21 protein-coding genes are annotated in these 26,322 nt (G+C 62.6%); 17 read left to right on the top strand and 4 right to left on the bottom strand.

The window, feature by feature from the left end; translation table 11 throughout:
- The first annotated feature begins 61 nt into the window (after nucleotides 1-61).
- From OIS50_RS00550 to OIS50_RS00525, 6 genes are all read left to right on the top strand, one after another.
- Entirely contained in the window at nucleotides 62-1,015 is a 954-nt protein-coding gene (locus OIS50_RS00550; RefSeq protein ID WP_264692390.1) for a bifunctional riboflavin kinase/FAD synthetase, read from the top strand.
- 182 nt (nucleotides 1,016-1,197) lie between these two features.
- Nucleotides 1,198-1,893 (top strand): CoA transferase subunit A, encoded by a 696-nt coding sequence (locus tag OIS50_RS00545; protein ID WP_264692389.1) that lies wholly within the window; start codon nucleotides 1,198-1,200, stop codon nucleotides 1,891-1,893.
- 107 nt (nucleotides 1,894-2,000) lie between these two features.
- Nucleotides 2,001-2,387, top strand: coding sequence for a four helix bundle protein (locus tag OIS50_RS00540; RefSeq protein WP_264692388.1), 387 nt, complete (start codon nucleotides 2,001-2,003; stop codon nucleotides 2,385-2,387).
- Nucleotides 2,388-2,407: 20 nt separating this feature from the next.
- Nucleotides 2,408-3,064 carry a CoA transferase subunit B gene (locus tag OIS50_RS00535; protein WP_264692387.1) on the top strand — a complete coding sequence of 219 codons (657 nt, stop codon included), beginning with the start codon at nucleotides 2,408-2,410 and terminating at the stop codon, nucleotides 3,062-3,064.
- A 305-nt stretch (nucleotides 3,065-3,369) separates the two neighbouring features.
- Nucleotides 3,370-5,010, top strand: coding sequence for a bifunctional GNAT family N-acetyltransferase/carbon-nitrogen hydrolase family protein (locus OIS50_RS00530; RefSeq protein ID WP_264694435.1), 1,641 nt, complete (start codon nucleotides 3,370-3,372; stop codon nucleotides 5,008-5,010).
- Nucleotides 5,011-5,062: 52 nt separating this feature from the next.
- Nucleotides 5,063-5,761, top strand: coding sequence for an energy transducer TonB (locus OIS50_RS00525; RefSeq protein ID WP_264692386.1), 699 nt, complete (start codon nucleotides 5,063-5,065; stop codon nucleotides 5,759-5,761).
- A gap of 101 nt (nucleotides 5,762-5,862) precedes the next feature.
- Here OIS50_RS00525 and OIS50_RS00520 read toward each other — a convergent pair whose 3' ends face one another.
- Entirely contained in the window at nucleotides 5,863-6,258 is a 396-nt protein-coding gene (locus OIS50_RS00520) for a hypothetical protein (protein WP_264692385.1), read from the bottom strand.
- 99 nt (nucleotides 6,259-6,357) lie between these two features.
- Nucleotides 6,358-7,107, bottom strand: a complete 750-nt coding sequence (locus tag OIS50_RS00515; protein WP_264692384.1) for an RDD family protein — start codon at nucleotides 7,105-7,107, stop codon at nucleotides 6,358-6,360.
- A gap of 56 nt (nucleotides 7,108-7,163) precedes the next feature.
- Between OIS50_RS00515 and OIS50_RS00510 the strand changes: the two genes are divergently transcribed.
- The 11 genes from OIS50_RS00510 to OIS50_RS00460 all read left to right on the top strand — a co-directional run bounded on the left by OIS50_RS00510 (nucleotide 7,164) and on the right by OIS50_RS00460 (nucleotide 18,684).
- Complete coding sequence (locus OIS50_RS00510) at nucleotides 7,164-8,186, top strand: stage II sporulation protein M (RefSeq protein WP_264692383.1); 1,023 nt, start codon at nucleotides 7,164-7,166, stop codon at nucleotides 8,184-8,186.
- 56 nt (nucleotides 8,187-8,242) lie between these two features.
- Complete coding sequence (locus OIS50_RS00505) at nucleotides 8,243-8,941, top strand: hypothetical protein (RefSeq protein WP_264692382.1); 699 nt, start codon at nucleotides 8,243-8,245, stop codon at nucleotides 8,939-8,941.
- Nucleotides 8,929-9,129, top strand: coding sequence for a hypothetical protein (locus OIS50_RS00500; protein WP_264692381.1), 201 nt, complete (start codon nucleotides 8,929-8,931; stop codon nucleotides 9,127-9,129). Before OIS50_RS00505 ends, OIS50_RS00500 begins: the two co-directional genes overlap by 13 nt.
- Nucleotides 9,130-9,168: 39 nt before the next feature.
- Entirely contained in the window at nucleotides 9,169-10,116 is a 948-nt protein-coding gene (locus OIS50_RS00495; protein WP_264692380.1) for a DUF7847 domain-containing protein, read from the top strand.
- A gap of 131 nt (nucleotides 10,117-10,247) precedes the next feature.
- On the top strand, nucleotides 10,248-10,898 hold the full coding sequence (locus OIS50_RS00490; protein WP_264692379.1) for a DUF4129 domain-containing protein: 651 nt from the start codon (nucleotides 10,248-10,250) through the stop codon (nucleotides 10,896-10,898).
- Nucleotides 10,898-12,142: a DUF4350 domain-containing protein gene (locus OIS50_RS00485; RefSeq protein ID WP_264692378.1), complete on the top strand. Its 1,245-nt coding sequence runs from the start codon at nucleotides 10,898-10,900 to the stop codon at nucleotides 12,140-12,142. Before OIS50_RS00490 ends, OIS50_RS00485 begins: the two co-directional genes overlap by 1 nt.
- A 71-nt stretch (nucleotides 12,143-12,213) precedes the next feature.
- Nucleotides 12,214-13,233, top strand: a complete 1,020-nt coding sequence (locus OIS50_RS00480; protein WP_413617032.1) for an AAA family ATPase — start codon at nucleotides 12,214-12,216, stop codon at nucleotides 13,231-13,233.
- Between the two features lie 153 nt (nucleotides 13,234-13,386).
- Nucleotides 13,387-14,766 carry a DUF58 domain-containing protein gene (locus OIS50_RS00475; protein ID WP_264692377.1) on the top strand — a complete coding sequence of 460 codons (1,380 nt, stop codon included), beginning with the start codon at nucleotides 13,387-13,389 and terminating at the stop codon, nucleotides 14,764-14,766.
- 66 nt (nucleotides 14,767-14,832) lie between these two features.
- Nucleotides 14,833-16,869 (top strand): beta-N-acetylhexosaminidase, encoded by a 2,037-nt coding sequence (locus OIS50_RS00470; protein WP_264692376.1) that lies wholly within the window; start codon nucleotides 14,833-14,835, stop codon nucleotides 16,867-16,869.
- A gap of 331 nt (nucleotides 16,870-17,200) precedes the next feature.
- Complete coding sequence (locus OIS50_RS00465; RefSeq protein WP_264692375.1) at nucleotides 17,201-17,977, top strand: hypothetical protein; 777 nt, start codon at nucleotides 17,201-17,203, stop codon at nucleotides 17,975-17,977.
- A gap of 89 nt (nucleotides 17,978-18,066) precedes the next feature.
- Nucleotides 18,067-18,684 (top strand): 3'-5' exonuclease, encoded by a 618-nt coding sequence (locus OIS50_RS00460; RefSeq protein WP_264692374.1) that lies wholly within the window; start codon nucleotides 18,067-18,069, stop codon nucleotides 18,682-18,684.
- Between the two features lie 20 nt (nucleotides 18,685-18,704).
- Here the strand turns inward: OIS50_RS00460 and OIS50_RS00455 are convergent, their stop codons facing one another.
- The gene (locus OIS50_RS00455; RefSeq protein ID WP_264692373.1) at nucleotides 18,705-22,304 is read right to left on the bottom strand and encodes a hypothetical protein; all 3,600 of its coding nucleotides are present in this window, start codon (nucleotides 22,302-22,304) and stop codon (nucleotides 18,705-18,707) included.
- A 206-nt stretch (nucleotides 22,305-22,510) separates the two neighbouring features.
- Nucleotides 22,511-26,212 (bottom strand): sensor histidine kinase, encoded by a 3,702-nt coding sequence (locus tag OIS50_RS00450; protein ID WP_264692372.1) that lies wholly within the window; start codon nucleotides 26,210-26,212, stop codon nucleotides 22,511-22,513.
- Nucleotides 26,213-26,322: the final 110 nt, after the last annotated feature.

The following is a 26,322-nucleotide window of genomic DNA, read 5'->3' as shown; positions in this document are numbered from 1 at the left end:
GCTTACGACCGGCGGGCTACCTGCTGCGTACGCAGCATTACCCGTATAAATTTTGCCATTCATGCATGTTGTTCGCGACCCCGCCGCGTTTCCGCGCTTAACCAACGCTGTGGTTACCAGCGGCACCTTCGACGGCGTGCACCTAGGGCATCAGAAAATTCTGCAGCGGCTGCAGGAGGTGGCGCGGCAATCCGACGGGCCCAGCGTGGTTATCACCTACTGGCCGCATCCGCGCCTGGTGCTGGCCCCGCCCCTGGCGCACCCCGAGCCGCTGAAACTGCACTTGCTGAACACGCTGGAGGAGCGCATCGAAAAGCTGGCTTCGCACGGCGTGGATTATCTGCTGATCGTGCCGTTTACCCGCGAGTTTGCCGAGTGGACCTCGGAGCAGTACATCCGCGAGCTGCTGCTCGAAACCGTGGGCGCCAAAAAGCTGGTTATCGGCTACGACCACCGGTTCGGCAAAAACCGCGAAGGCAGCTTTGAGTACCTGCAGGCGCACGCGGCCCAATACGGGCTGGAGGTAGAGGAAATACCGCGCGAAGACGTGGACGCCGTGGGCGTAAGCAGCACGCGCATTCGGCGGGCGCTGGAAGCCGGCGACATTGCCACCGCCAACCGCTACCTCGGCTACGACTACCCCTACACCGGCACGGTGGTGCGCGGCCAGCAGTTGGGCCGCACCATTGGCTACCCCACGGCCAACATTAAGTGCGAGGAGCCCTTGAAGCAGGTGCCCGGCCGCGGCGTGTACGCCGTAATGGCCACCACCGCCGACGGCGCCCACCACGCCGCCATGCTGAACATTGGCGTGCGGCCCACCGTGGGCGGCGACCTGGCCGAAACCGTGGAAGCGCACCTGCTCGATTTTGATGGCGACCTGTACGACCAGCCCCTGACGGTGCAGTTTGTGGCCCGCCTGCGCGACGAGCAGAAGTTTAACGGCCTCGATGCCCTGAAAGCCCAACTCGGAAACGACGCCGAGGAGGCCCGGCGCCACCTCATCAGCGGCTAACGCGGCTTGGGGCACCTAGGCGGCCTTGCCGTGCCCCAGGTGCCAGTGCCCTTTGCTTGCCCCGGCACCTAGGGATTTCACCGCTCGGCGCCGGCCTTCGTACACGCAACTCCCCGCCCGGCACTGCGCATGCTCGGCGGGGAGTTGCTATTTTGGCGCCACCAAACTCCCACCCGATTTCTATGATCAACAAAGTAGTGGCCGATGCCCAGGCCGCGCTGCAGGGCATCACCGACGGCATGACGCTCATGCTCGGCGGCTTTGGCCTGTGCGGCATCCCCGAGAACAGCATCCAGGAGCTGCTTCGCCTAGGTGTCAAAAACCTCACCTGCATCAGCAACAACGCCGGCGTCGATGACTTTGGCATTGGCCTGCTGCTGCAACAGCGCCAGGTGAAAAAGATGATTTCGAGCTACGTGGGCGAAAACGCCGAGTTCGAGCGCCAGCTGCTGTCGGGCGAGCTGGAGGTTGAGCTGATTCCGCAGGGCACGCTGGCCGAGCGCTGCCGCGCGGGCGGCGCCGGCATTCCGGCCTTTTACACCCCGGCCGGCTACGGCACCGAGGTGGGCGAAGGCAAGGAGTCGCGCGAATTCAACGGCAAGATGTACCTGCTCGAAACCGCCCTGCACGCCGATTTTGCCTTCGTGAAGGCCTGGAAGGGCGACACCGCCGGCAACCTCATTTACAAAGGCACCGCGCGCAACTTCAACCCCATGATGGCCGCCGCGGGCAAAATCACGGTTGCCGAAGTGGAGGAGCTGGTACCCGCCGGCGAGCTAGACCCCAACCAGATTCATACGCCCGGCATCTACGTGCAGCGCATCTACCAGGGCCAGCGCTACGAGAAGCGCATTGAGCAAAGGACTATTAGGGCTTAGGGATTAGGTATTAGAGTTTAGATTTTGTCGGTCTGGGGCCAGCGTTTCCGTACAACGATTTCGCTTAGCACTAACATCTAATCCCTAAATACTAAGCCCTAATTCTCATGCTCAATTACCGTTCTTTACAGATATGGCAGCGTAGCCATCAGCTTACCCTCACGACGTATGCAAGCACGCAAGCCTTTCCGCGCGAAGAACTGTTTGGGCTCGTGAGTCAGCTGCGACGAGCAGCCGCATCGGTGCCGGCAAACATTGCTGAAGGGTGCGGGCGCGGTTCCGATGCCGAGCTGGCGCGCTTTCTCACCATTGCGGCCGGCTCGGCCAGCGAACTTGATTACCACTTTCTGCTGGCTTACGAGTTGGGATATCTCACCTCCGAAACCTGGCAGCAGATTGCTGAAGAGCTAACTGCGATTCGCAAGATGCTTAGCCAATTCATTCAAACTTTGAAAAAGCGTATGGCGACGCCGGCTTCCTCAACCAAGCCCTAAGTCCCTAAGCCCTAAAACCTATGTTAGACAAACACGGCATTGCCAAGCGCATTGCCAAAGAAGTGAAAGACGGCTACTACGTAAACCTCGGCATTGGTATTCCGACGCTGGTAGCCAACTACATACCCGCGGGCGTGCAGGTGGTGCTGCAGTCGGAGAACGGGCTGCTGGGCATGGGCCCCTTCCCTGCCGAAGACCAGGTAGACCCCGACCTCATCAACGCCGGTAAGCAAACCATTACCACGCTGCCGGGCTCCAGCATTTTCTCCTCGGCCGAGTCGTTTGGCATGATCCGCGGCGAACACGTCGACCTGACCATTTTGGGCGCCATGGAGGTGTCGGAGCGCGGCGACATTGCCAACTGGAAGATTCCCGGCAAAATGGTGAAGGGCATGGGCGGCGCCATGGATTTGGTGGCCTCGGCCAAAAACATCATCGTGGCCATGCAGCACGTAGCCAAAGACGGCTCGAGCAAACTGCTGCCCGATTGCACGCTGCCCATCACGGGCCTGCGCTGCGTGAAAAAGATCGTGACGGAGCTGGCCGTAATCGACGTGACGCCCGATGGCTTTGTGCTGCGCGAGCGGGCCCCGGGCGTATCGGTGGAGCAAATTCAGGCGGCTACCGCCGGCAAGCTGGTGGTGCCCGAGGGCGGCGTACCCGAAATGGCGCTGTAGCCCCGCGGCTGCCGCCTACCGAAAAGCTTCGCTTGGCCTGAGCCGGGCGAAGCTTTTTGTTTTGGCCCTTGGGTACGGGGTGCGGCCGCGCCACCTAGGGTTTGCACGAAGCCAGCCCGCTGCGGAACACCTGGCCCCTCGGCTACGTTGCTACATATTGCCCCCGCGCGGCCGCCAACTCTCTACTTTTGCGGCACGCGTTTCATCATTTCGCTACCATGGCTTCGAGTTCTTCTGCTAAATCAAACGGCCAAGCCAAAAAGGCCGATAAGAAACCTGCTGCACCCGCGGCGGCTGCCACGCCCATGGCCCCCGAAGAGGGCCAGGCCCCGCAGCCGCACAAGCTGGTGCTGCGCACGCTCCGCAAATCGGACTACAAAGCCGTGCGCGACATCATGGACAAGGTGTACTCCAACATGGAGGGCGCCTGGGCCCAGGACGAATACAATGCCCTGATCCGGAAATTTCCGGAAGGCCAGATCTGCATCGAAGACAACGGCCTGGTAATAGCTGCGGCCCTGGCCATCATCGTGCAGTACTCCGACTTCGGCGACCGACACACCTACGCCAAAATTACCGGCAACGGCAAGTTCGACACGCACAACCCCGACGGCGACACGCTGTACGGCGTGGATGTGTTCGTGGACCCCGCGTACCGCAACCTGCGCCTAGGTCGGCGCCTGTACGATGCGCGCAAGGAGCTGTGCGAAAACCTGAACCTGCGCGCGATGGTGGCTGGCGGCCGCATTCCGGGCTACGCCAAGTACGCCGACGAACTGACGCCGGCCAAGTACGTGGAGATGGTGCGCAACAAGGAGTTGACCGACCCCATCCTCACCTTCCAGCTATCCAACGAGTTTCACGTGCGCAAAATCATCCGCGGCTACCTGCCCTACGACTCCGAGTCGAAGGCCTACGCCACGCTGCTGGAGTGGATTAACGTGTACTACGACGAGGACGCCGAGAAGCTCATCGGCAACGTGAAGAGCAACGTGCGCATCGGCATTGTGCAGTGGCAGATGCGCGGTACCCGCTCGCTCGAAGACCTGTTTCAGCAGATCGAGTTTTTCGTGGATACCGTGTCGGGCTACAAAGCCGACTGCGTGATGTTCCCGGAGTTCTTCAACGCCCCCTTGATGGCCCTCACCAACGAAGACACGCCTTCGGTAGCCATCCGGGCCATGGCGGCCTTCACCGAGCCCATCAAAACCAAGATGATGGAGCTGGCCCTGAGCTACAACATCAACATCATTGCCGGCTCGATGCCGCTGTACCAGGACGGCAAGCTGCACAATGTGGCCTACCTGTGCCGCCGCGACGGCACCGTAGACGAGCAGTACAAGCTGCACGTTACGCCCGACGAGGCCTCGTACTGGGGCATGCGCGGCGGCGACAAGCTGAAGTGCTTTGATACCGACTTCGGTAAAATCGGCATTCTGGTGTGCTACGACGTGGAGTTTCCGGAACTCTCGCGCATGCTTTCCGACGAAGGCATGAAGATTCTGTTCGTGCCGTTCTGGACGGATACCAAGAATGCCTACCAGCGCGTGCGCCTGTGCGCCCAGGCCCGCGCCATCGAAAACGAGTGCTACGTGGCCATTACCGGCTCGGTGGGCAACCTACCGCGCGTAGAGAACATGGACATCCAGTACTCGCAGTCGGCCGTGTTCAGCCCCAGCGACTTTGCCTTCCCGCACGACGCCATCGTGGCCGAAGCCACGCCCAACACCGAGATGACGCTCATTGCCGACCTCGACCTGGATTTGCTGAAGGACCTGAACACCAGCGGCGCCGTACGCAACCTGCGCGACCGGCGCAAGGACCTGTACTCGGTAAGCTGGGTGGTGAAGAAAACCGAACGCGACGACGAGTTGCTCGGCCAAGGCGAAGACCGCCTGCCCGTGCGGCCCGGCCGCAAAAACAAATTGCAGCACACGGCGGGCTAAGCTTGCCAACCGCAAAGGGCCGCGTAATTTGCGGCCCTTTTTGTGTCTGATTATGTCGCGTTATCTCCTGTTCCTTGTGGCATGGCTGCCAGGACTAGCCTTGGCCCAATCACCGGCAGAGCAAAACGTTAAAACCAAATTCGAGCGCGGCCGCTTGGTTAATGGCCGCCCAAAAGGCGAATGGCAGTATTTCGACGTCGACGGCAAGCTGGACCTAGGCATCGACTACGATAGCGGGCGGATAACGTACGTGCGGCCTGATTCGGCGGTGCACATGTTGCGCCTTGCTGATGAATGGGTGTTGGCTCGCCCCAGCCGCCCGCCCCACTTGTTGGGCAGCCACGACCGGTACGCTACCGCCATCTGCAGGGAATTGCGTTACCCTATAATAGCCCTACGCACACAAACCCAAGGCACAGTGCGGCTGGCGTTTACCGTTACTCGTACGGGCGAGGTAACCGATGCTCAAATAGAAGCTACGCCTAGCCGGGAGCTTGCCCAGGAAGTACTGCGCGCACTGGCAACACAGCAAGATACCTGGTTACCAGCCGTCCATCAAGACCGTGCGCACGATGCTCGTTTGTTTATTCTGGTTCACTTTCAGTACCAGAACGCCTTCAATGCGCCCAAGAAAAACCACGTTGACTTGGCCCATACCGGAATCACCACGAGCACACCCGTAACGGCCCGTGCAGATGAAGCTCAGCAGCCCGGGCGCTTTTTGGAGCTGGTTGTGCAGAACGTGCGCTGAGCCCTTGGCCTAGTTAGCAACCAAACACAGCTGTTTACAAAACGCCCCTGCCAGTTGTTGGCAGGGGCGTTTTGCGTGTTGGGTACCTAGGGACTAAGAGCTTAGCTCTCGGAGCCCAAGTGCGGGTTTTCGGGCTCGTTGGTTTCCCAGTTGCGGGTGCCGCTCTGCCGGAAACGGGCGTCGCCGTGGCGCGTATCGTCGGGCTCGGGCGGGGTTTCCTGGCCGTAGTACGGCTGAAAGTTCTGCGGATCGGTAGAAGCCTGGCTTTGCGGCTGGGCGTTTTCGGGCTTGCCAAAGTCGCCGTAGTTGGGTGCCTGCTGGTGCGGGGCCTGCAGGCCGGGGTTGGCCGTTTGGCCCGGTATGCCCTCGGGCTGGTTGGCTACCTCGGCGCCGCGGCGCAGGTTTTCGGGCTGCGGGCTGAGGTTGGGCGATTCGGCGGGCGAATTGTCCTTTACGAAATCGAATTTATCGTTGTCGTTTCTATTGTCGGTGTTCATGGCGGTTGCAGGGTTGGGTTTACCCTCCTGCTACGGCCAAACGGCCCGGGAGTTGGCGCTGCCGTCCTCAACCACCTAGGCGCCTGCCCGTTGCGCGGCTTAGTGTGCAGCGGCCTGCGAGGCCAGGTAGCCGTAGTCGCGCAGCACCACCAGCAGAAATTCGTGGTTGGGCATGGTGGTTTCGATGCCGGTGAGGGTGCGCACGCGCTGGGCCACATCGTCGAGAATGTGGTAGGCGCCGCGTTTTTCGCTTTGCGTAACCAGCTCCTGGATCAGGCGCACGTCGTGGTCGGCCAAGGAGGCTACTTGCGGAAAGGTAACGCGGTAATTGGAGTCGTAGTCGGAGCCGAACAGGGAGTTATCGGCGGTGGTTTGGCGGCGGTTGAGGCGCACCACGGCCGTGCCGGCTGCCATGTCGCCGAGGCGCTGCCCGCGGCCGCTGCCCAAAATGCACGCAATGGCCACAATGCCGTAGAACATGCTGACATCGACAATGCGCAGCACCCAGCGCAGCAGGTACTGCGTGAAGCGCGCCGGCGTGCCGTTGAGGCTAATCACGCGCACCTTCATGATGCGCTTGCCGATGCTCTGGCCCTGCCACAGCGCCTCCGACACCAGGTGGTACACAAACAACGGCAGCACCACTACCGCAATTACGACGACGCCCACCAGCACCTCGTTGCGGCTGGTTTCCACATCAAACACCCCGAACAGCAGCGTCAGCCACAGAATAACCCAGCCGGCCTGCACCACGCCGTCGAGCAAAGTGGCGGCAATACGCTCGCCGATGGAGGCGGTTTCGTACTCGAGCGTAACGTTTTGGGTGGTGGGGATGCGCAACTGAGCCATGGGCGGCAAACTATTATTGGAGAATACTTTCAAAAATATAATCTTCCTGACACGATTTGCGCCCGCCGCTTACGGCCGGGCGTTTCTTTATGCGCGAAGCTGTATTCATCCGACGCAATCAGGAGCGGTGGCACTCTTACGAACACACGCCGGCCGGCACGCCCGAGGAGTTGGCCGAGCGGTTTGTGGCCCTCACCGACGACCTGGCGTACGCCCGCACGTTTTACCCCTCGGCGCCCGTTACCGAGCACCTCAACCAGCTGGCGGCCCGCTTTCATGAGCAACTGTACCGCCGCCGCAGCACCCGCCGCCAGCCCCTGGGCACGTTTTGGCGCCTCGAGTTGCCCCTGCTGATGGTGCGCTACTGGCGCACCATGCTGCTGGCCCTAGGTCTGTTTCTGCTGTTTGCGGGCCTGGGGGCCCTCTCGGCCGCCGAAGACGACAGCTTTGTGCGCCTGATTCTGGGCGACGCCTACGTGAACTCGACGCTCGAAAACATCCGGCGCGGGCGCCCCACCGACGTGTACGGTACCTCCCCCGAGGTATCCATGTTTCTGTACATCGCCTTCAACAACGTGCGGGTGGCCTTGCTCACGTTTGCCTTTGGGGTGATGGGCGGCGTGGGCACGCTGTTTCTGCTTTTCCGCAACGCCGTGATGGTGGGCAGCTTTCAGTACTTCTTCATCGAGCAAGGCGTGGGGCTGAAATCGGCCATGGCCATTTGGGTGCACGGCACCATCGAAATCAGCTGCATAATATTGGCCGCCGGGGCCGGGCTGGTGCTCGGCAACAGCTTGCTTTTTCCGGGCAGCTACCCGCGGGGCGAGGCCCTGCGCCGCGGCGCCCGCGACGGTATGCGCTTAATGGCGGGCCTGGTGCCGCTGATTGTGGTGGCCGCGTTTCTCGAAGGCTTTGTAACGCGCCTGGCGCCGCGCCACCCGCTGGCCGTTAGTTTGCCCGTTATCGGCCTCTCGTTGGTGCTGGTGGTGGGCTACTTTGTGGTGTACCCGTGGTGGGTGTACCGCCGCACCACGCGCCTAGGTCTGGCCCTGCCCGACACCGACGAGGAGGCTCCCTGATGTTGCCCCGCCCGCCGTTTCGCTGCTCTCCTGCTTACCTCCCCCGTTAGTTTTTTATGTCTACGCTTACCCAGGCGCCCACGGCCGCACCGCCCTTTAGCCACCCCGCCGACTTTTACCAGGTGCGCGACTTCGGCCAGAAGTGGGAGGCCACGGCCCAGCTGCTGCGCCTGCACTACCGCGAGCTGCTGGGGGCGCTGGTGCGCTACACCGGCCTTTATATGCTTATCGGGGCGCTGTTTCAGGTGGCCGGCGAGCATTTGGTGGGCACCGATGGCGCCATGCTGTACCCCATCGGCACGGTGTTTTATTGGATTGGCTCCTTTGTAGGCACCGGCGTCGTGTACGGCTTTTTGCGGGCCCGCATGCATGCCCTCGACGAGCCCGAGGCCCGCTACTCGCCCGATCAGATCTGGGATTTCGTGAGCGGGCTGGGCTCGTTTTTCGGCAGCTACCTCATCTTCGGCGCCCTGGTGGTGCTGGGCTTTTTGTGCCTGCTGATTCCGGGCTTTTACCTGTGGCCGGCGTTTACCTTGCTGCCCGGCGTGGTGCTGCTCGAAGACCACGAAGAGCCGTTGTCGCGCTGCTTCCGGCTGATTGAGCGGTGCTGGTGGCCCACGTTCGGGCTGGTGCTGCTGACGGCGCTGCTGAGCATAGGGGTTATTCAGGTGCCCCAAACGCTGCTGCAAAGCCTGGGGGCGGCGCTGGAAATCGATCCGTCGGGCTGGCCTGGGTGCTGCCCGTGCGCCTGCTGATTTCGGGCCTGCAGTTTTTGCTGCAGCCGGTTACGGCTATCCTTCTGGCATTTAACTACTTTAGCATAGTAGAGAGCAAAGAAAGCCCGGGCCTCAGCTGGCGGGCATCGCGCATTGGCCTTGCCCCGGCGGCCGGCGGCCCACCCACCGACCTAGGCGCCACTGCCGAGGGCGAATACCAGCTGTAGCCTCCAGTTCGCATTCTCAACAACCACTACCATAGCCGCATGCCAACCTCTACCCTAGCGCCACGCACCGAGTCGGAGCGCACGTTTACCACCCCGCAGGACTTTTACCGCCGCCGCGACTTCGGCCAGAAGTTCGAGGCCACCTTTGCTTTTTTGGGCAAGCACGGCGGCAACCTCTACCGCGTGTTGCTGGTGCCCATGGTGGTAACCATGGCCGCCATGGCAGGGCTGTTTTTCTCGGTGCTGAGCAGCGCCTTCGCGGGTGGCAGCCCTTCCTCGGTGCAGGTAATGATGATGCCTGCCTACATAGGCCTGGTGATTATTGCCATGCTGGCCATGCTGGCCACCTACACCATGATGTATGCCTTCGTGAAGCGCCGCATGGAAAGCCCCGATGCCACCGCGCCGCTAACCGCTGCCGAGGTGTGGGCCGAGGCCCGGCCCCACATGCTGCCGCTGGTAGGCTACGGCATTGTGGCCGGCATTTGCGTGGCACTGGGCTTCATGCTGCTTATTATTCCGGGAGTGTACCTCACCATGGCCATGTACCTGCTGCCCTGCGTGATTGTGTTTGAGGGGGCCGACCTAGGCCAGACGCTGAGCCGCTGCGTGGGCTTGATTCGCGGCAAGTGGTGGTCCACGTTCGGGCTGATGTTTGTGGGCGGCCTCGGCGTGGGCATTTTGTCGGCTGCTGTGGGCGGCGTGATAGGCCTGGTACTCGGCTTTATGGGTTTCTTCAGCTCCGATGAGTTTGGCAGCGCGGGCTTTGCCCTCATCCAAAGCGTACAAATGGCCCTCAACATGGCTTTGTACCCCGTGCTGTTTCTGCTGCTGATGTTCCAGTACTTCAACCTGGTTGAGCGCCGCGACGGCGTGAGCCTGCAGTGGCGCGTGCAGGAAATAGGCCAGATGCCCCAGCCCGGCACCGGCCCCACCCCTGCCGACGACACCCTCTTCCGCCCCAGCTACGGCGACCCTACCGTTTGATGCTCCCCTTTTCGCGTCGATTTACCTGCCTCCTAGGTAGCCTGGCAATTGGTTTGTTATGGGGGCAGCTGGCTGTAGCTGCCCCGGCGCCGGGTCAGCCCCAAGCACCTGGGCCACCGGCCGTTGCCACGGTGCAGCAAGCACCCGCGCCGGCTTCGGTGCGCCACTTTGCTGCCGCTGAGCTGCAGCGCCTGCAAGCCGACGACGACCTGCAGTACCACGAGGCCCCACCGCCTACCAACCCGATCAGCCGCTGGTGGCAAAACCTGATGCGCCGCCTGTTTGAGGCCCTGCCCGAAGGCAGCGGCGCGGTATTTTGGCGCGTGCTGGCCTACGGCGCGGCGGCCGTGGCCCTGGTGCTCATCGTAATGCAGCTGCTCAACCTTCGGCTTTCCGATTGGCTGCGCGGGCGCGGGCGCAACATTGCCGTGCCCTACGCAACCGAAGCCGACGACGTGCACGAGCAAACCTTGCCCCAACGCCTGCAACAGGCCGAGGAGCAAGGCCAGTGGCGCCTGGCCACGCGCCTCGGTTACTTGCTGGTGCTGAAGGCCCTTACCGACCGCGGACTGATTACCTGGACGCCCGACAAAACCAACCACCACTACCAGGCCGAGTTGCAAGCCAATGCGGCCCGGCTGGCGCCCGTTTTTGCTTCCGTTACGCACCAGTTTGAGTACGTGTGGTACGGCGAGCTGGAGTTGGAGGCCGCGCCCTACGAGCAGGTGCGCGCCATGCGCCAGGCCTTTCTTACCGACCTCCATAACCGCCGCGCCGCCTAATGCTTCGTTCTATTCGTTGGCCGCTTACGGTGTTAGGAGTGCTGGCGGGCATTTGGTTGCTGATAGCTTACAACCAGCCCAAACAGCTCGACTGGACACCCTCGTACCGCAACGACCACAAAAAGCCCCTAGGTACCTACGCCACCTTCCGGCTGCTGCCAACCCTTACCAAAGCCCCGGTGCGCCCCACCCGCGAGTCGCCTTACGTGGCCCTGCAGGATTCGGCCGATACGCCGCCGGCTGTGTATTTCTTGGCGCAGCAAACCTTTCAGCCCGGCCCCGCCGATGAGCAAGCCATTACGCGCTACCTGCAACGTGGCGGCACCGTGTGGGTAGCGGCCGAGCGGTTTCTTACCTCGGCCGCTACCGACAGCCTCTGGCAAGTACCGGCCACCCTCGATGTACCTTTCGATTTAGCTGCCAACGTTAAAGACACCGTACGCTTCAGGTTGTTGGCGCCAGCGTTGCGCCAACGCAGCGCGGCCCTTCCTGCCCGCGTGGTGGGTACCTACTTTGCCCAGGATAGCCTAGGTCGCTTGCGGGCTGCTTCGGGCGGGCATGCGGGGCGCACCTCGGGCGGTACCGTACTCGCCACCGACAACCAGCAGCACCCGGTGCTGGTGCACGTATCGGTGGGCCGCGGGCACTTGTATTTGTGCGCGGTGCCGGCTTTGCTCAGCAACTACGGCGTGCTGCACGGCCGCAATGCCGACTTCGTGGCCGGGGCCCTGAGCTATTTGCCGCAAGGGCCGGTGCTCTGGGACGAGTTTTACACCCAAGGGCGCGAGGGCGACGATTCGCTGCTGCGCGTGGTGCACACCAGTCCGGCGCTTACCTGGGCCTGGAATGGCCTGCTCATCGGGGGGCTGCTGTTTGCGCTCCTGGGTGCGCGCCGCCGCCAGCGCCCCGTGCCTACGCTGCGCCCCTTGCCCAACACCAGCCTGCAGTTTGTGCGCACGGTGGCCAACGTGTACCGCCAGGGCCGCAACCACCACAGCTTAGCCGCCCTGCGCATCCGCTTGTTCTTCGACTACCTGCGCACCCGCTTTCAGGAGCCCGTGCCGCTTACCATCGATGCCGACTACCCGCGCCGCCTGAGTTTGCGCACCGGCATTCCGGTTGATGAAGTAACGGCGCTGCTGGCCCGCCTGAATAATTGGCTTGATGCCGACCACGTTTCCGAAACCGAGCTGCACAAGCTGTATCAACTGCTAACCAACTTTCAGCAACGCGCCGAGCGCTAATTGCTTGGTTTAACCTCTATCAACTACATGCCGCCCGCCCTGCCCTAGGTGCCGCGGCCACTTCTTACCGCATGGAACCCTCCACCAACCATACTCCGCACCCCACCAACGCAACGGCCGACATGCCCTTCGGCACCCGCACCGACCTCAGCCAGCTTGCGGGCACCACCGAGGCCGTGCGCCGCGAGGTAAGCCGCGTACTCGTAGGCCAACACGACCTGGTAGAGCTGCTGCTGGTAGCGTTGCTGGCCGATGGCCACGTGCTGCTCGAAGGCGTGCCCGGCGTTGCCAAAACGCTTACCGCCAAGCTGCTGGCCCGCACGCTATCGGTGCCGTTTGGCCGCATCCAGTTTACGCCCGACCTCATGCCCTCCGATGTGCTCGGCACCTCGGTGTACGTGCCGGCGCGCGGCAGCTTCGAGTTTCGCCAGGGCCCCATCTTCTCGAGCGTGGTGCTGATCGACGAGATTAACCGCGCCCCGGCCAAAACCCAGTCGGCCTTGTTCGAGGTAATGGAGGAGCGCCACATTACCCACGACGGCCACACCCACCGCCTGGGGGAGCCTTTTATGGTGCTAGCCACCCAAAACCCGGTGGAGCAAGAAGGCACGTACCGCCTGCCCGAAGCCCAGCTCGACCGTTTCCTGTTCAAAGTACTCGTACCCTACCCCACCGAAGCCGAGGAAATCCTGATTCTGCAGGGCCACCACGCCGGTTCGGGCGGCTTGCCGCTCGATGCGGTGCAGGCCGTGGTTACGCCCGAGCAGCTGCACGCGCTGCGCCGCCAGGTGCGCCAGCAGCACGTCGAGCCTAGGTTGTTTGAGTACGTAGCCAGGCTGGTGGGCCTCACGCGCACGCACAAGTCGCTGCACCTAGGGGCCTCGCCGCGCGCCTCCATTGCCCTGCTGAACGGCGCCAAAGCCCTGGCCGCCCTGCGCGGCCGCGACTTCGTAACGCCCGAAGACATTCAGCACCTGGCCGCGCCGGTGCTGCGCCACCGCATTCAGCTGACGCCCGAGCGCGAGCTGGAGGGCCTCGGCCCCGACGACGTGGTGCGGCAGTTGCTGCAACAAGTGGAGGTGCCGCGGTAAGCCGCGTAGGCAGCCGGCAAAAAGAACGTCATGTCGAGCTTGTCGAGACATCTCGCGTGCTGACGCCGGATAGCAACCCCGACCCTCCGCTTTTTCTTTTCCGCACCTAGGCCCTAGGTGCATTACTCCCTGCCGCACGCGCCCTCGTTGCCGATGCCTGCTCCCACTTCCTTCTTCCGCAATCTGGTGGCCTCGTTGCTGCTGCCGCCGCGCTTTTTTGCCGCGTGGGCCGCGGTAGTTACGCTGCTGATTGTGGCGCACTTCTGGCCCGTGCTGGTGGCGCCGGCGCAAATCCTGGCCGTTGCCCTCACGCTTTTCACCCTCCTCGACCTAGGGCTGCTCTACGCCTTGGGCCGCGGCGAAGGCGTGTTTGCGCGGCGGATACTCGGCCGGCGCCTCTCCAACGGCGACGACAACGACGTGCAGGTAATAGTCGAAAACCACTACCCCTTTGCCGCGCGCCTCGATGTGGTAGACGATGTGCCCGTGCAGTTTCAGCGCCGCGACTTGCTGTTTCCGCTGCGGCTGGCCGGCGGCACCGCCACCACGCTGCGCTACCAGCTGCGGCCCACGCGCCGCGGCGAGTACGTGTTCGGCCAAACCAACGTGCTGGCCCGCTCGCCGCTGGGCCTGGTGCAACGCCGCTACCGTTTCGGCGAGGCCGACGAGACGGTAGCCGTGTATCCTTCGTTTTTGCAGATGCGGCGTTACGAGCTGCTGGCCCTCAGCAACCGCCTTACCGAAGTTGGCGTGAAGCGCATTCGCCGCGTGGGCCAAAGCATGGAGTTCGACCACATTCGCCCCTACGCCCTCGGCGACGACCCGCGCACCATCAACTGGAAAGCCACCGCCCGCCGCCCCAGCCAGGCCGGCGACCAGTTGCTCGTGAATCACCACGAGGACGAGCGCGCCCAGCAGGTGTACTGCGTTATCGATAAAGGCCGCGTGATGCGCATGCCCTTCGAGCAGCTGGCCTTGCTCGATTACGCCATCAACGCCTCGCTGGTGCTCAGCAACATTGCCCTCATCAAGCACGACCGCGCTGGCCTCATCACCTTCGCCCACGAGCCCGGCGACGTGGTGCCCGCCGACCGCCGCCGGGGCCAGCTGCCGCGCCTGCTGGAGGTGCTGTATCGGCAACAAACGCGCTTCCTAGAGTCCGACTTCGAGCGACTGGCTGCCTTGGTACAGCGGCAGGTAAAGCAGCGCAGCCTGCTGGTGCTGTTCACCAACTTCGAGAGCCTGCACGGCCTGCAGCGCCAGTTGCCTTACCTGCGCCGCTTGGCTAGCCGGCACCTGCTGCTGGTAGTGTTCTTCGAGAACACCGAGCTGCGCAGCGTGCTCGAAACCCCGGCCAGCAGCACCGAGGAACTGTACAACCAAACCGTAGCCGAAAAATTTGTGCAGGACAAGCGCCGCATGGTGCTGGAACTGCAGCGCTACGGCATTCAGGCTTTGCTCACGGCCCCGCAAAATCTCACGGCCAACACCATCAACCGGTACCTGGAGTTTAAGTCGAGGGGCATGATATAAGCAGTGCCCGAAGCTAAACGGCAAAGAAATTGCGCCTGCTTGGGCGCTTCGCCGTAAACTCGCCCTATGCTTCGTTCGCTTCTGCTTCTGCTCCTCTTGCCGCTTGCCACTTTTGCTCAACCTACCGATACCCGCCAGCTTCTGCCCGTGCCTGCCCAGGTTAGCTGGGGCAAGGCCTCGTTGGCACCTAGGGCGCTGCTGAAACCGCAGCTCGACGGACCCGACGACGCCCAGCTGCGCGCCGCCGTGGGCCGCACGCTCGACCGCCTGCACCGCAACGGCACAGGTTCAGCTAATGCCCTGCCCCTACAAATCCGGTACGGCAAGCTCGGCCGCATGGAGCTGTTCGATGAGGAGCGCTACAGCCTGCGCGTAACGCCCAACGGCATTACCATTGATGCGCCCACCTCCCTAGGTGTGCTGCGCGCCTTGGCTACGCTGGAGCAGCTGCCGCAAGGCGACGCCAAGCGCAGCTACCTGCCCGAGGTAGAGATACAAGACCAACCGCGCTTTCCGTGGCGCGGCCTGCTGATTGATCCGGCGCGTCACTTTATGCCCGTGTCGGTTATCAAGCGCAACCTCGATGCCATGGCCGCCGTGAAGCTGAACGTGTTGCACTGGCACCTCAGCGACGACCAAGGCTTTCGGGTGGAAAGCAAAGTACTGCCGAAGCTGCACCAGGTAGGCGGCGCCAACGGCTACTACACCCAAGAGCAGGTGCGCGAGGTGCTGCAGTACGCGCAAGCCCGCGGCATTCGGGTGATTCCGGAGTTTGATGTGCCGGGCCACGCCACAGCCTGGCTGGCCGCTTACCCCGAGTTGGCCTCCAACGACTCCACCTACGGCGTATCGCCGCGCTGGGGCGTGCTCAACATCGCCATGGACCCTACCAAGGAGTCGACTTACGAGCTGCTCGACAAGCTGTTTGCCGAAATGACGGCCTTGTTCCCCGACCCGTATTTCCACATCGGCGGCGACGAGAACGACGGCCGGCAGTGGCGCCGCAACCCGCGCATTGCCCAGTACATGCGCGAGCGAGGCATGGTAAAGCGCGACGGCTCGGTGGATAAGCATGCCCTACAAACGGCCTTTAACCGGCGCGTGCTGACGATGCTAACGAAATACCAGAAGCGCATGGTGGGTTGGGATGAAATCCTGGGCCCCGGGTTGCCGGCCGATGCGGTAATTCAGAGCTGGCGCGGCAAAAAAGGCCTGTACGAAGCCGCCAAGGCCGGACACCAAGCCATTTTGTCGAATGGCTATTACATCGATCTGTACCTCACGGCGGCATCGCACTACGCCCCCGACCCAATACCTGCTGATGCTCCGCTAACCGACGAAGAGAAAAAGCGCATCCTGGGTGGCGAGGCTACCATGTGGTCGGAGTTTGCCGATTCGGTCATCTACGATTCGCGGGTGTGGCCGCGCACAGCGGCGGTGGCCGAACGGTTGTGGTCGCCGGCAACGGTTACCAACGTACCCGATATGTACCGGCGCCTAGGTGCCGTGTCAGCGCAGCTCGAAGGCCTAGGTCTGCAGCACCGCCGCGCCCCCGAGCAGCTATTGGCTATGATGGCCGCCGGCTACGATGCGGCGCCGCTGCGCACGCTAGCTAATGCGCTAGAGCCCGTAAAGGAGTACAAGCGACACTTCCAAGGCTTCAAGTACACTACCCAAACGCCGCTCAACCGCTTGGTTGATGCCGCGCCGGCCGAATCGGAAGTGGTGCGGCAGTTTGGGGCTACGCTCGACAGCCTGCTCTCCTACCCGCGTGCCCTGACCACGCAGCTACCCCACACCCCCGAAACCCGCCGACAGCTGGCTCGGCTGCGCACGCAGCTAAAGCAGTGGCAACAGAACGATGGGAAGGTGCAGCCGCTGCTGCAAGCCAACGCCAGCCTGCGCGAGTACGCTCCTCTGTCAACGCAGCTCACCGTGGTGGCTACCCTAATGCTGCAGCGCCTCGAGCAGCTCGAGAAAGGCAAACCAGCTTCGGCCGAGTGGCTGGCCGCTGCCCAGAAGCAGCTGGAGCAAGCCAAGAAACCAGCCGGCCAAACCGAGCTGCCGTTGGCCGAAGTGGTACGCAAGGCTATTACGCGCTAAGCAGCCTGAACAACAGTAGCCCGGTGTAGCGCGGGCTTCAGCCCGCGTTTGATTGAACGATGCCGTTGTACTTTCTATGTTCAACGACGCCGTTTAAGCAAGCTCGGACTACAAAGTCCGCGCTACAGCACACCACCTAGGGCAACGCAAAGCGCTGAGTTGCGGTACAGGTGAGTGTTCTTTTCCTCTCTCCATGCCTTGCTCCCTTCGCCATTTACTATTTGCACTGCTTTCATGCGGCGGTTTACTTGCCTGCCAACGAGGTCAGCAGGAAGCCGAACGCAACCCTGCTTCAACTGCCGAATCGGTCACGCCGGCTGCTGTGGAGGCTTTGGCCCGTGAGTTTGGCCCCATGCTGCGCGGGGTGTGGGTTAAAGAAACCTACATGGCGGAAGTAGCCCGCACCCGCTCGCCGTTGCAAGCCGCTGCGACTCTGCAGGGCATAGCGGCCCTGCGCATCGACCCAGCTGCTCGCACGGGCGACAGCCTTCGCGTGGCGCTCAACCTAAACAACCACGAAGCCGGCAACCTCTCGCTCTATTTTCGCCCAACGGCCAACAATACCGGCCTGCTCACCGATTACCGCGACGCCGAGAAGCCTGATGACGCTTTCGAGCTAGCCTACGAGAAGCGCTTAGCCGACACCACCCTGCTGCTAAACCGCTACAGCAAAAGCGGCCGGCAATTGGCGTCGGAGCGATACATCCGGCTGCAGCGCAACGCCGCTGCCGCAGGCGCCGAGGCCAACGCTGTGCAACGCTTCGTACACCAGCAGCTACTAGCCGGCACCTACGCAGCCACCGACTCGGCCGGGCGCTGCAGCCAGGTGCGCCTAGGTGCCGATGGGAGTGTGCGTGGCCTGGGGCGCTACCGCAGCTACCAGGCCGCTACCGATTTCGCTGAAACCTACGCCAACAACCTCGATTACGTGCTGCTCGATGCTGGCACGCCGCGCCGCCGTCGGTTGGCCTACATCAGCACTCCCGACACGGTACGCCTGTACGCCCTGCGCCTGCAAGGAGCCGACTTACAGCGCGGCCGCTTGCTCTACACCTTGGTGCGGCCGCGGCCCACGGTAGCTGCCGGCCAAAAAGCGCCGCTGCCCTAGGGCTGTTGCGGCCACAGAGTGCGTAATTGCATGCCGTTTTTCGGGCCTAGCCCCGAGGCATCATTTACCACCCAGTTTACCGCGCGGCCATGCAGAAACGCCTCCTCCAGGACCTCCAGGAGCTCAACTTCACCGCCATCGACTTCGAGACGGCGTACGAGAAGCGCGACAGCGCCTGCTCCATTGGCATTGTGCAGGTGCGCGGCGGCAACATCGTGGCGCGCGAGCAGCACCTCATCCGGCCGCCCGAGCTGCGCGTGTCGGGCATCAACTACAGCATTCATCGCATTTCGGCCGAGCAGCTGCGCCCCGCCGCTACGTTGCTGCAGCTGTGGCCCGCCATCGAGCATTATATGCAGGGCCAGTTGGTAGTGGCGCACAATGCCTCTTTCGATGTAAGCGTGCTGCAGCATAGCCTGGCCACGCACCAGCTGCCCATGCCCGAGTTCTTCAGCATGTGCTCGATTAAGCTGTGCAAGGAGGCTTTTCCGCACATCGGGCGCAGCAAGCTGAGCGAGCTGTCGGCCCATTTCGGCATCGAGCTAAACCACCACGACAGCCTTTCCGACGCCCTGGCCTGCGCCGAGCTAACGCTGCGCGCCCTGCGCACCGGTCACCCGTTCGATTTCTGCTTTAAGCAGCGCGACATCACCAAGAAAGTAGGCAAGCAGCCGGCAGTACGACGCCCAAGTTACTGGCGCTACTGAGCACCTAGGAAGTAAGTTTTTCAAAACAGCACCGAGGCCTGCATGCGCCCGGTGTGAATGCTGCGCAGGCCATCGGGTTTGCGGCCGTCGTAGCTGATGGTGATGTTGAGGCCGTTGCTGAGGCGCTGCTCCAGGTTTATCGTCCAGGTTACGTTGTTGCCGGGGCGCAGGGCCTGCAGTATTTCGAGGCCCACCACGGAGGCTTCGGAAGCTTGGTCGCCGCTGTAGGCCACGCGCACGTAGCGGCTGGCAGCCGTAACGGTGCGCTTGTTTACCTGGCTGATGCGCGTTTCAACCCCCAACTCATCGAAAGCACCGCGGGCGCCGGTTTCGGGGCCGAACACGTTTTCCTTGGTGGTGTGCTGGTAGGTGCCCGTGAAGCGCCATGTGCCCGAGGGCTGGTAGCTTAGCTCGGGCGCCACCTCGTACTGCCGGATGCGGAAGTTGCGCGTGAGCAGGTAGGTGCTGCTGTTTTCGCGGATGCTGCGCGTGGCCGTGAGGCGCGAGGTAAACGATTGCGCCAAGGTGCGGCGCAGCAGCATGCTTTGGCTGGCTAGGTTGCGCGTATCGGTGCCGGTGGTGAGCAGCGTTTTCTGCTGATTCTGCAGCACCGTCAGCTCGGCCCCGAATACCGGATTGGAGCGATTGAAGTACAGCGTGTTGCGCAGCAGCTTATTCAGCGAAAGCAACTGCTCGTCGTTGGTTTGGTAGGCAAACGGGTTCAAGCGCGCCGACAGCGACTTATCGGTGGTGCGCCGATCGAGGTTGATGCTGCTGACGTTGCTGAAGCGCGCCGCCACGGCCTGCCAGCCCCGGCCCTCGCGCCACGCCCTAGGTGCGCCCAGCAGCAGGCGGTAGCCAAAGCGGTTGGTGAAGGCCGTTACGTAGGTATCGGTAAACAAAAACACCTTGATGTGCGTGCGGAACACGGCATCGGGCGTAGCGGCCTCCAGAAACTCCTCTTTGTCCTGGCGGCCGTTGTTGTTCAGGTCGCCGGCGTAGTAGTGCGTGCCTTGCCCCTGCTGCCCGGCTGGCACCGGTATGAACACGTAGTCGCGCTTCGGCTCGCGGCCGGTGGCTACGTTGTACGTCAGCTCGGAGCGCACCTGCCCTTGCAGCAGCGAGGCGTTCCAGGCCAACTGACCTAGGGCCGTGCGTTGGCGGGCGCTGTCGCGGGCCAACAGGTCGCGGTAGGTGGCCAGCAGGCTCAGGTCCTGGTTTTGGCCGATGCGCGTGGTAAGCTGCCCCTGCCAGGTTTGGGCGGTGCCGCGCAGCTGCAGGGCGGTTTGCTCGGCGTTGGGCGCACGGTCGCGGCGGTAGGTGTAATCGAGGCGGTATTTGGTGCGGGCGCTGTCCTGGCTTTGCACAAACACGGCGTGCTCGTCGAAGTAGTTGGCCGACGACAACGAATCGCCCGAAGGCAGCGCCACGCGGTTTTTGTCGAAGCGGTAAGCGTAGCCGGGCACCACCGGGCCACGGGTGTAGCGCACGACGCCTTCGCCGCGCGTCCAGCTGGAGCGCCGCCGGCCTGCTTCGGCACCTAGCAAAAACAACGAGCTGCGCAGCTCCACGTCGCCTACGCGCTGGGCAGCCTCCAGCCAGTGCTGCACGCCGCTTACCTCGCCCGCCCGGTAGCGCCGGCTCACGCGGTAGCCAAAGTGGTTGTTCAGGTCCTTGGTGGCGCCCACCGCAAAGTTGAAGATGTTGTCTTCGCGCGAAAGCCGGCCGCCAATGGCGTTGCTCTGCTGGGTGGCGCCGGTGCTCCAGTTGCGGTCGAACTCTATGTCGCGGTACCGGTCGATGGGCGAAAAGCGCCGGCTGGTGTACTCGTAATCCATGGAGGAGCGCAGGCGGTAGTTGCGCAGCCCCGGCAACGCCAAAGGCTTGTCCTGCACCGCGTAGCCCACGCGCATGGAGTGGCCCTTATCCGACTGCGGCGAGAAGCGGTTCAGGTCGAGGTCCGACGAGGCCACATCCACGAACACCGAAGTAGTCGAATCAACCCGCAAGGTGGCGCCGGCCGAAATCAGTTGCTTTTCGAGCGGTGTGGGCAGCAGGCGCTCGGGCCGGTAGCGCCCCCTAGGTACCCCGCCGATGGGCGGCACATACTCGTACACGCGGCCGTTGGCGTTGGTTTTTTCGGGGTCGGTGCTCAGCACGTAGTCGGCGTTGCCCTCGCCCACATCGGTAAAGCGCACGTTGTACACGCTGCGCGTCGAGTCGGTCAGCAGCTCAAAAATCCAACGTTGCTCGCCGGTGGCCGGGTCGCGGTAGCGCACGCGGTTGTACTGCACCTGGCGGCGGTCGTAGGTGGCCGAATCGGCGCCGGGCGTGGCGGCAATGCTCACGTTGTCGGGCAGGCGGCGCAAAAAGTCGCGGTCGTCGTCGTCGAGCGTGAGGTTGGGCGAGTTGTCGGGGTTGTCGGCCTCGCGGTAGTAATTGGCGTGTAGCTGCAGGCGCCCGGCCTCTTGGTAGTGGCTGAGGTGGTAGAGCGAGCGGGCGTAATTGAAATCGGAGTACTCGTAATCGACGCGAATGCGCGAGTTACGCGTGATGAGGTGGCGCGGCGAAAACGTGAGCTCGGCCGTGTTGTAGTCGATTACATAGTCGTTATCGAAACCGCGCACCAGCAGGCGGCCATCGAGGTACACGCGCTCGGAGTTGGCCAGAATAATGATGAATTGCTCGCCGTTGGGCCCGCGCAGGCGGTACGGCCCCTGCACGTTCTCGATGGGGTCGACGGTAGTGCTGGCAAACTTGCCCTTGGCCACGCCCGCCGCCACGTTGGTGGAGCTGCGCCAACCGGGCCGCTGCTGAAACTGCGCCTCGGCCGCCGCGCCTTGCACGTTTTTATAGAAGCGCAGAAAGTAATCGGGCTTGTTGCGCAGCACCACGTCGCCGGCCGTAAGCGCCCAATTCGGGTGCGTCAGGGTAATGTAAATGCGGTCGAACTCCTGCAGCTGCTGCGTGTTGCCCTCGGGCTGAAACGGCACGTTCTGGTCGCTGATGGCCGCCGTCAGCCCGATTTTCTCGGTTAGCTTGCCTTCAAGCTGTAGGTTCAGCGCCGAATTGACGAATACGTTCTGGGCATTGCCGAACGAAACGCCGCGCGTGAGGTTACCCGTTTTGTTGATGCCCGGCGTGGCCAATATCTGCTCCTGCTGACCTAGGCCCGCGTACCCCATAAACGGGCGGTTGTTGAAGCTGATGGTATCCATCTGCTCCCTAGGTCGGCGTGCTACCGGCGCACCTAGGCGCATGGGCAGCACGCGGTAGCACACCAGCACCGAGTCGGGCCGATTGGTGGGCAGGCGCAAATCGGGCTCGTTGGGCTCGGGCGCGGCAATGCGGCTGCTCGGCCACAGGATGCGGTACCGGTCGGTGGTGCGGTCGTACGCCACCGCTCGGCCCGGCACTGAAACGGATACGGACGACGGCACCACTGTTAGCGAATCGGTCAGCCGAAACTCGGTGGTATCGCGGTTGGCGGGTACCCGCACCCACACGCACCTGCGCGACGACATTACCTCGGGCCGCTGTTGCGCACGCGCCCACACGCTGCCTGCTAGCAATGCCAGCAGCAAAAAGCAGCGTAAGTAGCAGCGTATCAGTGGCAACATAGAAAGCTCGCGGCGGAGCGGCGGCAACCCAAAGGCGAAGTAACGTACGGCACGCAAACGTAGCGTGGCCCGATAAAAATCCTGTAGCGCTGAGTGATACTCGGCGCGGCGGCCAACAGCCGCCCTGCGGAACTGCGCACTACCGGGCCCAAACGGCGCGGCCCCGCATTGGCGCCTGCGGCGCCAGCGCCGAGCACCGCGCAGCGCTACACCCCGGCGGCCTGCGGCAGCTCAATGAAGAAAGTAGTACCTAGGCCCTCCGTCGTCTCAAACCAGATTTTACCGCCCGCACTCTCGATGCCGCGCCGGGCCACGGCCAAACCAATGCCCGAGCCTTTCTCCTTGGTAGTAAAGTTAGGCTTGAACACGTTGTCGCGCACGTCGTCGGCAATGCCGCTGCCGTTATCCTCGATGCTGATGCGCACCAACCCCGGCGCGGGCAGTTGCACGCGCGCCACCACCTCCGGTTTTCGCTCTTCCGGCACCGCTTGCAGGGCATTCAGCAACAGGTTGTTGAAGGTGCGCACAATCAGGCTTTCATCGGCGTACACCACCGCGTCTTCGGCGCCGGGCTCCACCTCCATGCGCACGTGCTGGTGCAAAGCCACGCAGCGCCGCAGCACCGAGGCAATACCCAGGCGCTCGGGGCGCATGGCCGGCAGGTTGGTGAAGTTGGAGAATGACGTGGCAATGTCGGTTAGCACATCAATCTGCGTGATGAGCGTTTGCGAGATGCGCCCCATCATTTCCTCGATGTTGTCGCGCTTTTCGGCCAAGGCACGCTGCAAGAACTGCAGGCTCAGCTTCATGGGCGTGAGCGGGTTCTTGATTTCGTGGGCTACCTGCCGGGCCATTTCGCGCCACGCGGCTTCTTTCTCCTGCATGGCCAGCTCCTGCTTGCTGTCTTCGAGCTTGTGCAGCATGGTGTTGTACTCGCGCACCAGCAAGCCAATTTCGTCGTTCGACTCGTAAGCCAGCGGCTCGTTTTGCCCCGTAAGCGTGGTGTGGCGCAGCTTTTCGGTAATCAGCTTAAGTGGCTGTGTGAGCACGCGCGTGGCCACAAACGTGAGGAACAGGAACAAGATGAACATCACGGTGAAGATGTTCAGGATGGTCGTCGTCAGCTCCGTCAGCTTGGTGTTCAGCTCCTTTTCCGAGTCGAAGAACGGAATGCCCACGTAGCCCAGCACCGCGCCCCCACCCGGGCCCGCCGTTTGGGCGCGCAGCGGCAAATACAGCGTATTGAAAGACAACGAGCCGGCGCGCTCGTTTACCAGAATGCGCGGTTGCCCTCGCTCGGCTAAGGCTGCCACGGCTTCGGGGTTCATCAGCTCACTTACCAACCCGGCCTCGAAAATCAGCGGCTGGCTGCTTACCAGCAGCTGGCCTTTGGCGTCGTAGAGGTTCAGGTCGGCCTCGGTTAGCGTCGATACGTTTTCGGCCAGCTCGGTTAGGCGTTCGTGACCTTCGGGCTCGGTTAGCAGGTCGCGGTTTTTGAGCAAGGTAGCCTGCGCCAGCTGGCCGCGGCGCTCGTAGGTGCGGCGCAAATCGCGCTTGTAGGTGTCGGTAAACAGGCTGGCCGTGGCTAAGCTCACCACCAAAAGCGTTACCAGAATACCGATGTTGAGAAACAGCTGGATTTTAGCGCTGAACGTAGCGCGCAGCAGCTGCGGATGCCGCCCGCGCACCACCAGCACCACCACCCCGGCCAGTACCCCGCCAATGGTGTGCAGCAAAAACCAGAACGAGAAGTTGGCCAGCCATTCGGCCACGGCATACGTGGGCGTCGAAACCACTACGGTGCGGTTTTGCGGCCCCTTTACGCCCAGGTGGTGGCCACCATTCAGCACCACGCCAGCGGTGTACAGGCGCTCATCGTGCAGCACCGGCACGGGCAGGTTGTTCACGTAGTCAAAATCCCCCTCGCTGTACACCAGCCGGTCGTACTCGTAGCCGGCGTAGCTCAGCTCGTTACCGAGGCCCGGCTGAAAGTACTTCTGATCGACCAGCAACTCGGGCACTACGCTGTTGGCCGTCAGCTTTTTCAGCGTGAGCTGCAGCATTACGGTAGCCACGTTGCCAGCTACGGTGGGCACCGGCACAAACGCCACGTACCGGCGCGTATCGAACGAACCCGCGGGGTTGAGCAGGTACAGGTTGGGCAGGTCCGTCGGAATGGCTTGCTGCAGCAAATAAGGGCGCAGAGCCGGCAGCCTGGGTGTGCTGGCTGGTTCGTCCATCGGAATGCCGTTGGCGTCGAACAGCGTCACCTTCACCTCGTACTTGTCGAAGTACCCGCGCAAGTAGTACTTGGCTATGCGCTGACGCACCAACTCCTGATCGGCAAACGGCGAGGCGAGGCGCGTCCGGATGATGGGGTCGGCGGCAATGTCGCGCGCGCGCTCAACCAGCATAAACTCCCCTTGCAGGTCGTTATCCACCAACAGGTTGCCGGCCAGGCGCTGCTTGCTCAAAATCAGCTGATCCTTGAAGTGCTGGTACAGCGCCAACGAGCCCAGGCTGGAGCTTAGGCCCAGCATCAGAAACACGAACACGTACACGCGGTACGGCAGCACCCCCGACAGCAGCCGCAGCGACGAAATGCGCAGCAGCAAAAAGAACAGCAGCGTGAGCCCCAGCAGCACCAGCGCCGGCTCGCCTAGGGCAAAACCAACCGGCAGAATAAGCAGGGCCGGCACGCCTACCAGCAGCAAGTGTATTGGTTTGGGCTGCGGGCGCACCACGGCCATATACAACTGCGTGAGCAGCCAAAAGCCAAAGCAATAACTGCCGGTGTGCAGCACAATGGCGGCGCAAAGCAGGAGTTTGAACCGGGAGAACTGAATGCTCTGCGTTACATCGAGCACCAGCTGCGAGTTGGTAGCCGTGCTTAGGTAAAAGTGGTACAGCAGCAGCAACAGGCTGTAAAATGCCAGAAAGATGAGTACCGCCGCGCCCAGGCGCTTGGGCTGCCCCTCCAGCCTGCGCATATAGCGCAGCAGGCCGTAGCGCCGAAACAGCAGCAGCGCGTACCACGCCACCACCAGCAGCAACGAGGCGTTTATCAGCAAATCGCCCAACGACGGCGACACCCACGAAGCCGCGTACACTTTCGGGTCGAACAACGGCAACTCGATAAACGAAAACGGCAGGTTGAATTGCAGCAGCACAGCGCGCAGCAATACCAAAGGCAGCACCACAGCCATAGCCCCAAGCCAGGCCTGGCGGCGCCCAAACAGCTCGTGCCCCATCAGCAAGGCGGCTGCCACATACAGCCCAACACCTAGGAGCAGCAGCCCCAGCGGCAGGTATTTGCCCGTAACGGGGTTGGGTTGCCGGCTCTGTACCGAAAACAAGTAGTGTCCTTCGTGCGAGTAGAGCTTGGGCAGCCGGTCGTTTTGCTCGGCGCCGGGCAGCAGCTCCACATCCGAGCCTTTGAACAGTGCCAGATCGGGCCCTTCGCGCAAATAGCGGTTGCTGATGCCGTATTGCCGCTGCAGCGGAATGTAGGTGAGAATGGTAAAGTTGCCCGCCGGGCGCCGCACGGCCAGGTACGTACCAAAACGCATGCGCACCAGCTTGTCGCGAAACGGCTGGGCTACGTTTTGCACATCTGGCCGAATGGTGTGGTCGGACCAGTACAGCAATTGTGTGCCCCGAAATACGAACGTTGGGTACGTGGCGCCCTGCAGTGTGGCAAAGCTGCTCTGGCCGCGCACCAGCTGCACGGCCAAACTTTCGGCCTCGCGCTCGGCCCGCTCTTCAGCCCCAGAAAGCAGTTGCTGAAGCCGCGCCATGTCGGCCTCCATCAGCACGCCCGGCGCCGTGAAGTAGTTGCTCAGGAAAGCTCCCGTAAAACAGAGCAAAGCCGCCAGCAGCAGCACCAGCGGTGAAAAGCGCTTCGTCACTAAAGAAGTTCTGGGTATAACCGTGGCAAGATTAGAAACTTACCTAGGATTCGGCGGGCTAGTAAGCAAAAATGCCGCCAGTAGGCGGCATTTGCGTGCAAAGCACTCGA

Source organism: Hymenobacter sp. YIM 151858-1, from assembly GCF_025979705.1.
In the GTDB taxonomy this organism is placed as follows: domain Bacteria; phylum Bacteroidota; class Bacteroidia; order Cytophagales; family Hymenobacteraceae; genus Solirubrum.
This window is presented reverse-complemented; position numbering and strand designations above follow the sequence as displayed.

Coding starts and splice junctions, on each gene's coding strand:
- OIS50_RS00525 (WP_264692386.1), top strand. CDS start 5,063: ATGTCGCGTTATCTCCTGTTCCTTGTGGCATGGCTGCCAGGACTAGCC.
- OIS50_RS00480 (WP_413617032.1), top strand. CDS start 12,214: ATGGAACCCTCCACCAACCATACTCCGCACCCCACCAACGCAACGGCC.
- OIS50_RS00455 (WP_264692373.1), bottom strand. CDS start 22,304: ATGTTGCCACTGATACGCTGCTACTTACGCTGCTTTTTGCTGCTGGCA.
- OIS50_RS00530 (WP_264694435.1), top strand. CDS start 3,370: ATGGCCCCCGAAGAGGGCCAGGCCCCGCAGCCGCACAAGCTGGTGCTG.
- OIS50_RS00475 (WP_264692377.1), top strand. CDS start 13,387: ATGCCTGCTCCCACTTCCTTCTTCCGCAATCTGGTGGCCTCGTTGCTG.
- OIS50_RS00460 (WP_264692374.1), top strand. CDS start 18,067: ATGCAGAAACGCCTCCTCCAGGACCTCCAGGAGCTCAACTTCACCGCC.
- OIS50_RS00470 (WP_264692376.1), top strand. CDS start 14,833: ATGCTTCGTTCGCTTCTGCTTCTGCTCCTCTTGCCGCTTGCCACTTTT.
- OIS50_RS00550 (WP_264692390.1), top strand. CDS start 62: ATGCATGTTGTTCGCGACCCCGCCGCGTTTCCGCGCTTAACCAACGCT.
- OIS50_RS00505 (WP_264692382.1), top strand. CDS start 8,243: ATGTCTACGCTTACCCAGGCGCCCACGGCCGCACCGCCCTTTAGCCAC.
- OIS50_RS00515 (WP_264692384.1), bottom strand. CDS start 7,107: ATGGCTCAGTTGCGCATCCCCACCACCCAAAACGTTACGCTCGAGTAC.
- OIS50_RS00540 (WP_264692388.1), top strand. CDS start 2,001: ATGCTCAATTACCGTTCTTTACAGATATGGCAGCGTAGCCATCAGCTT.
- OIS50_RS00495 (WP_264692380.1), top strand. CDS start 9,169: ATGCCAACCTCTACCCTAGCGCCACGCACCGAGTCGGAGCGCACGTTT.
- OIS50_RS00520 (WP_264692385.1), bottom strand. CDS start 6,258: ATGAACACCGACAATAGAAACGACAACGATAAATTCGATTTCGTAAAG.
- OIS50_RS00535 (WP_264692387.1), top strand. CDS start 2,408: ATGTTAGACAAACACGGCATTGCCAAGCGCATTGCCAAAGAAGTGAAA.
- OIS50_RS00485 (WP_264692378.1), top strand. CDS start 10,898: ATGCTTCGTTCTATTCGTTGGCCGCTTACGGTGTTAGGAGTGCTGGCG.
- OIS50_RS00545 (WP_264692389.1), top strand. CDS start 1,198: ATGATCAACAAAGTAGTGGCCGATGCCCAGGCCGCGCTGCAGGGCATC.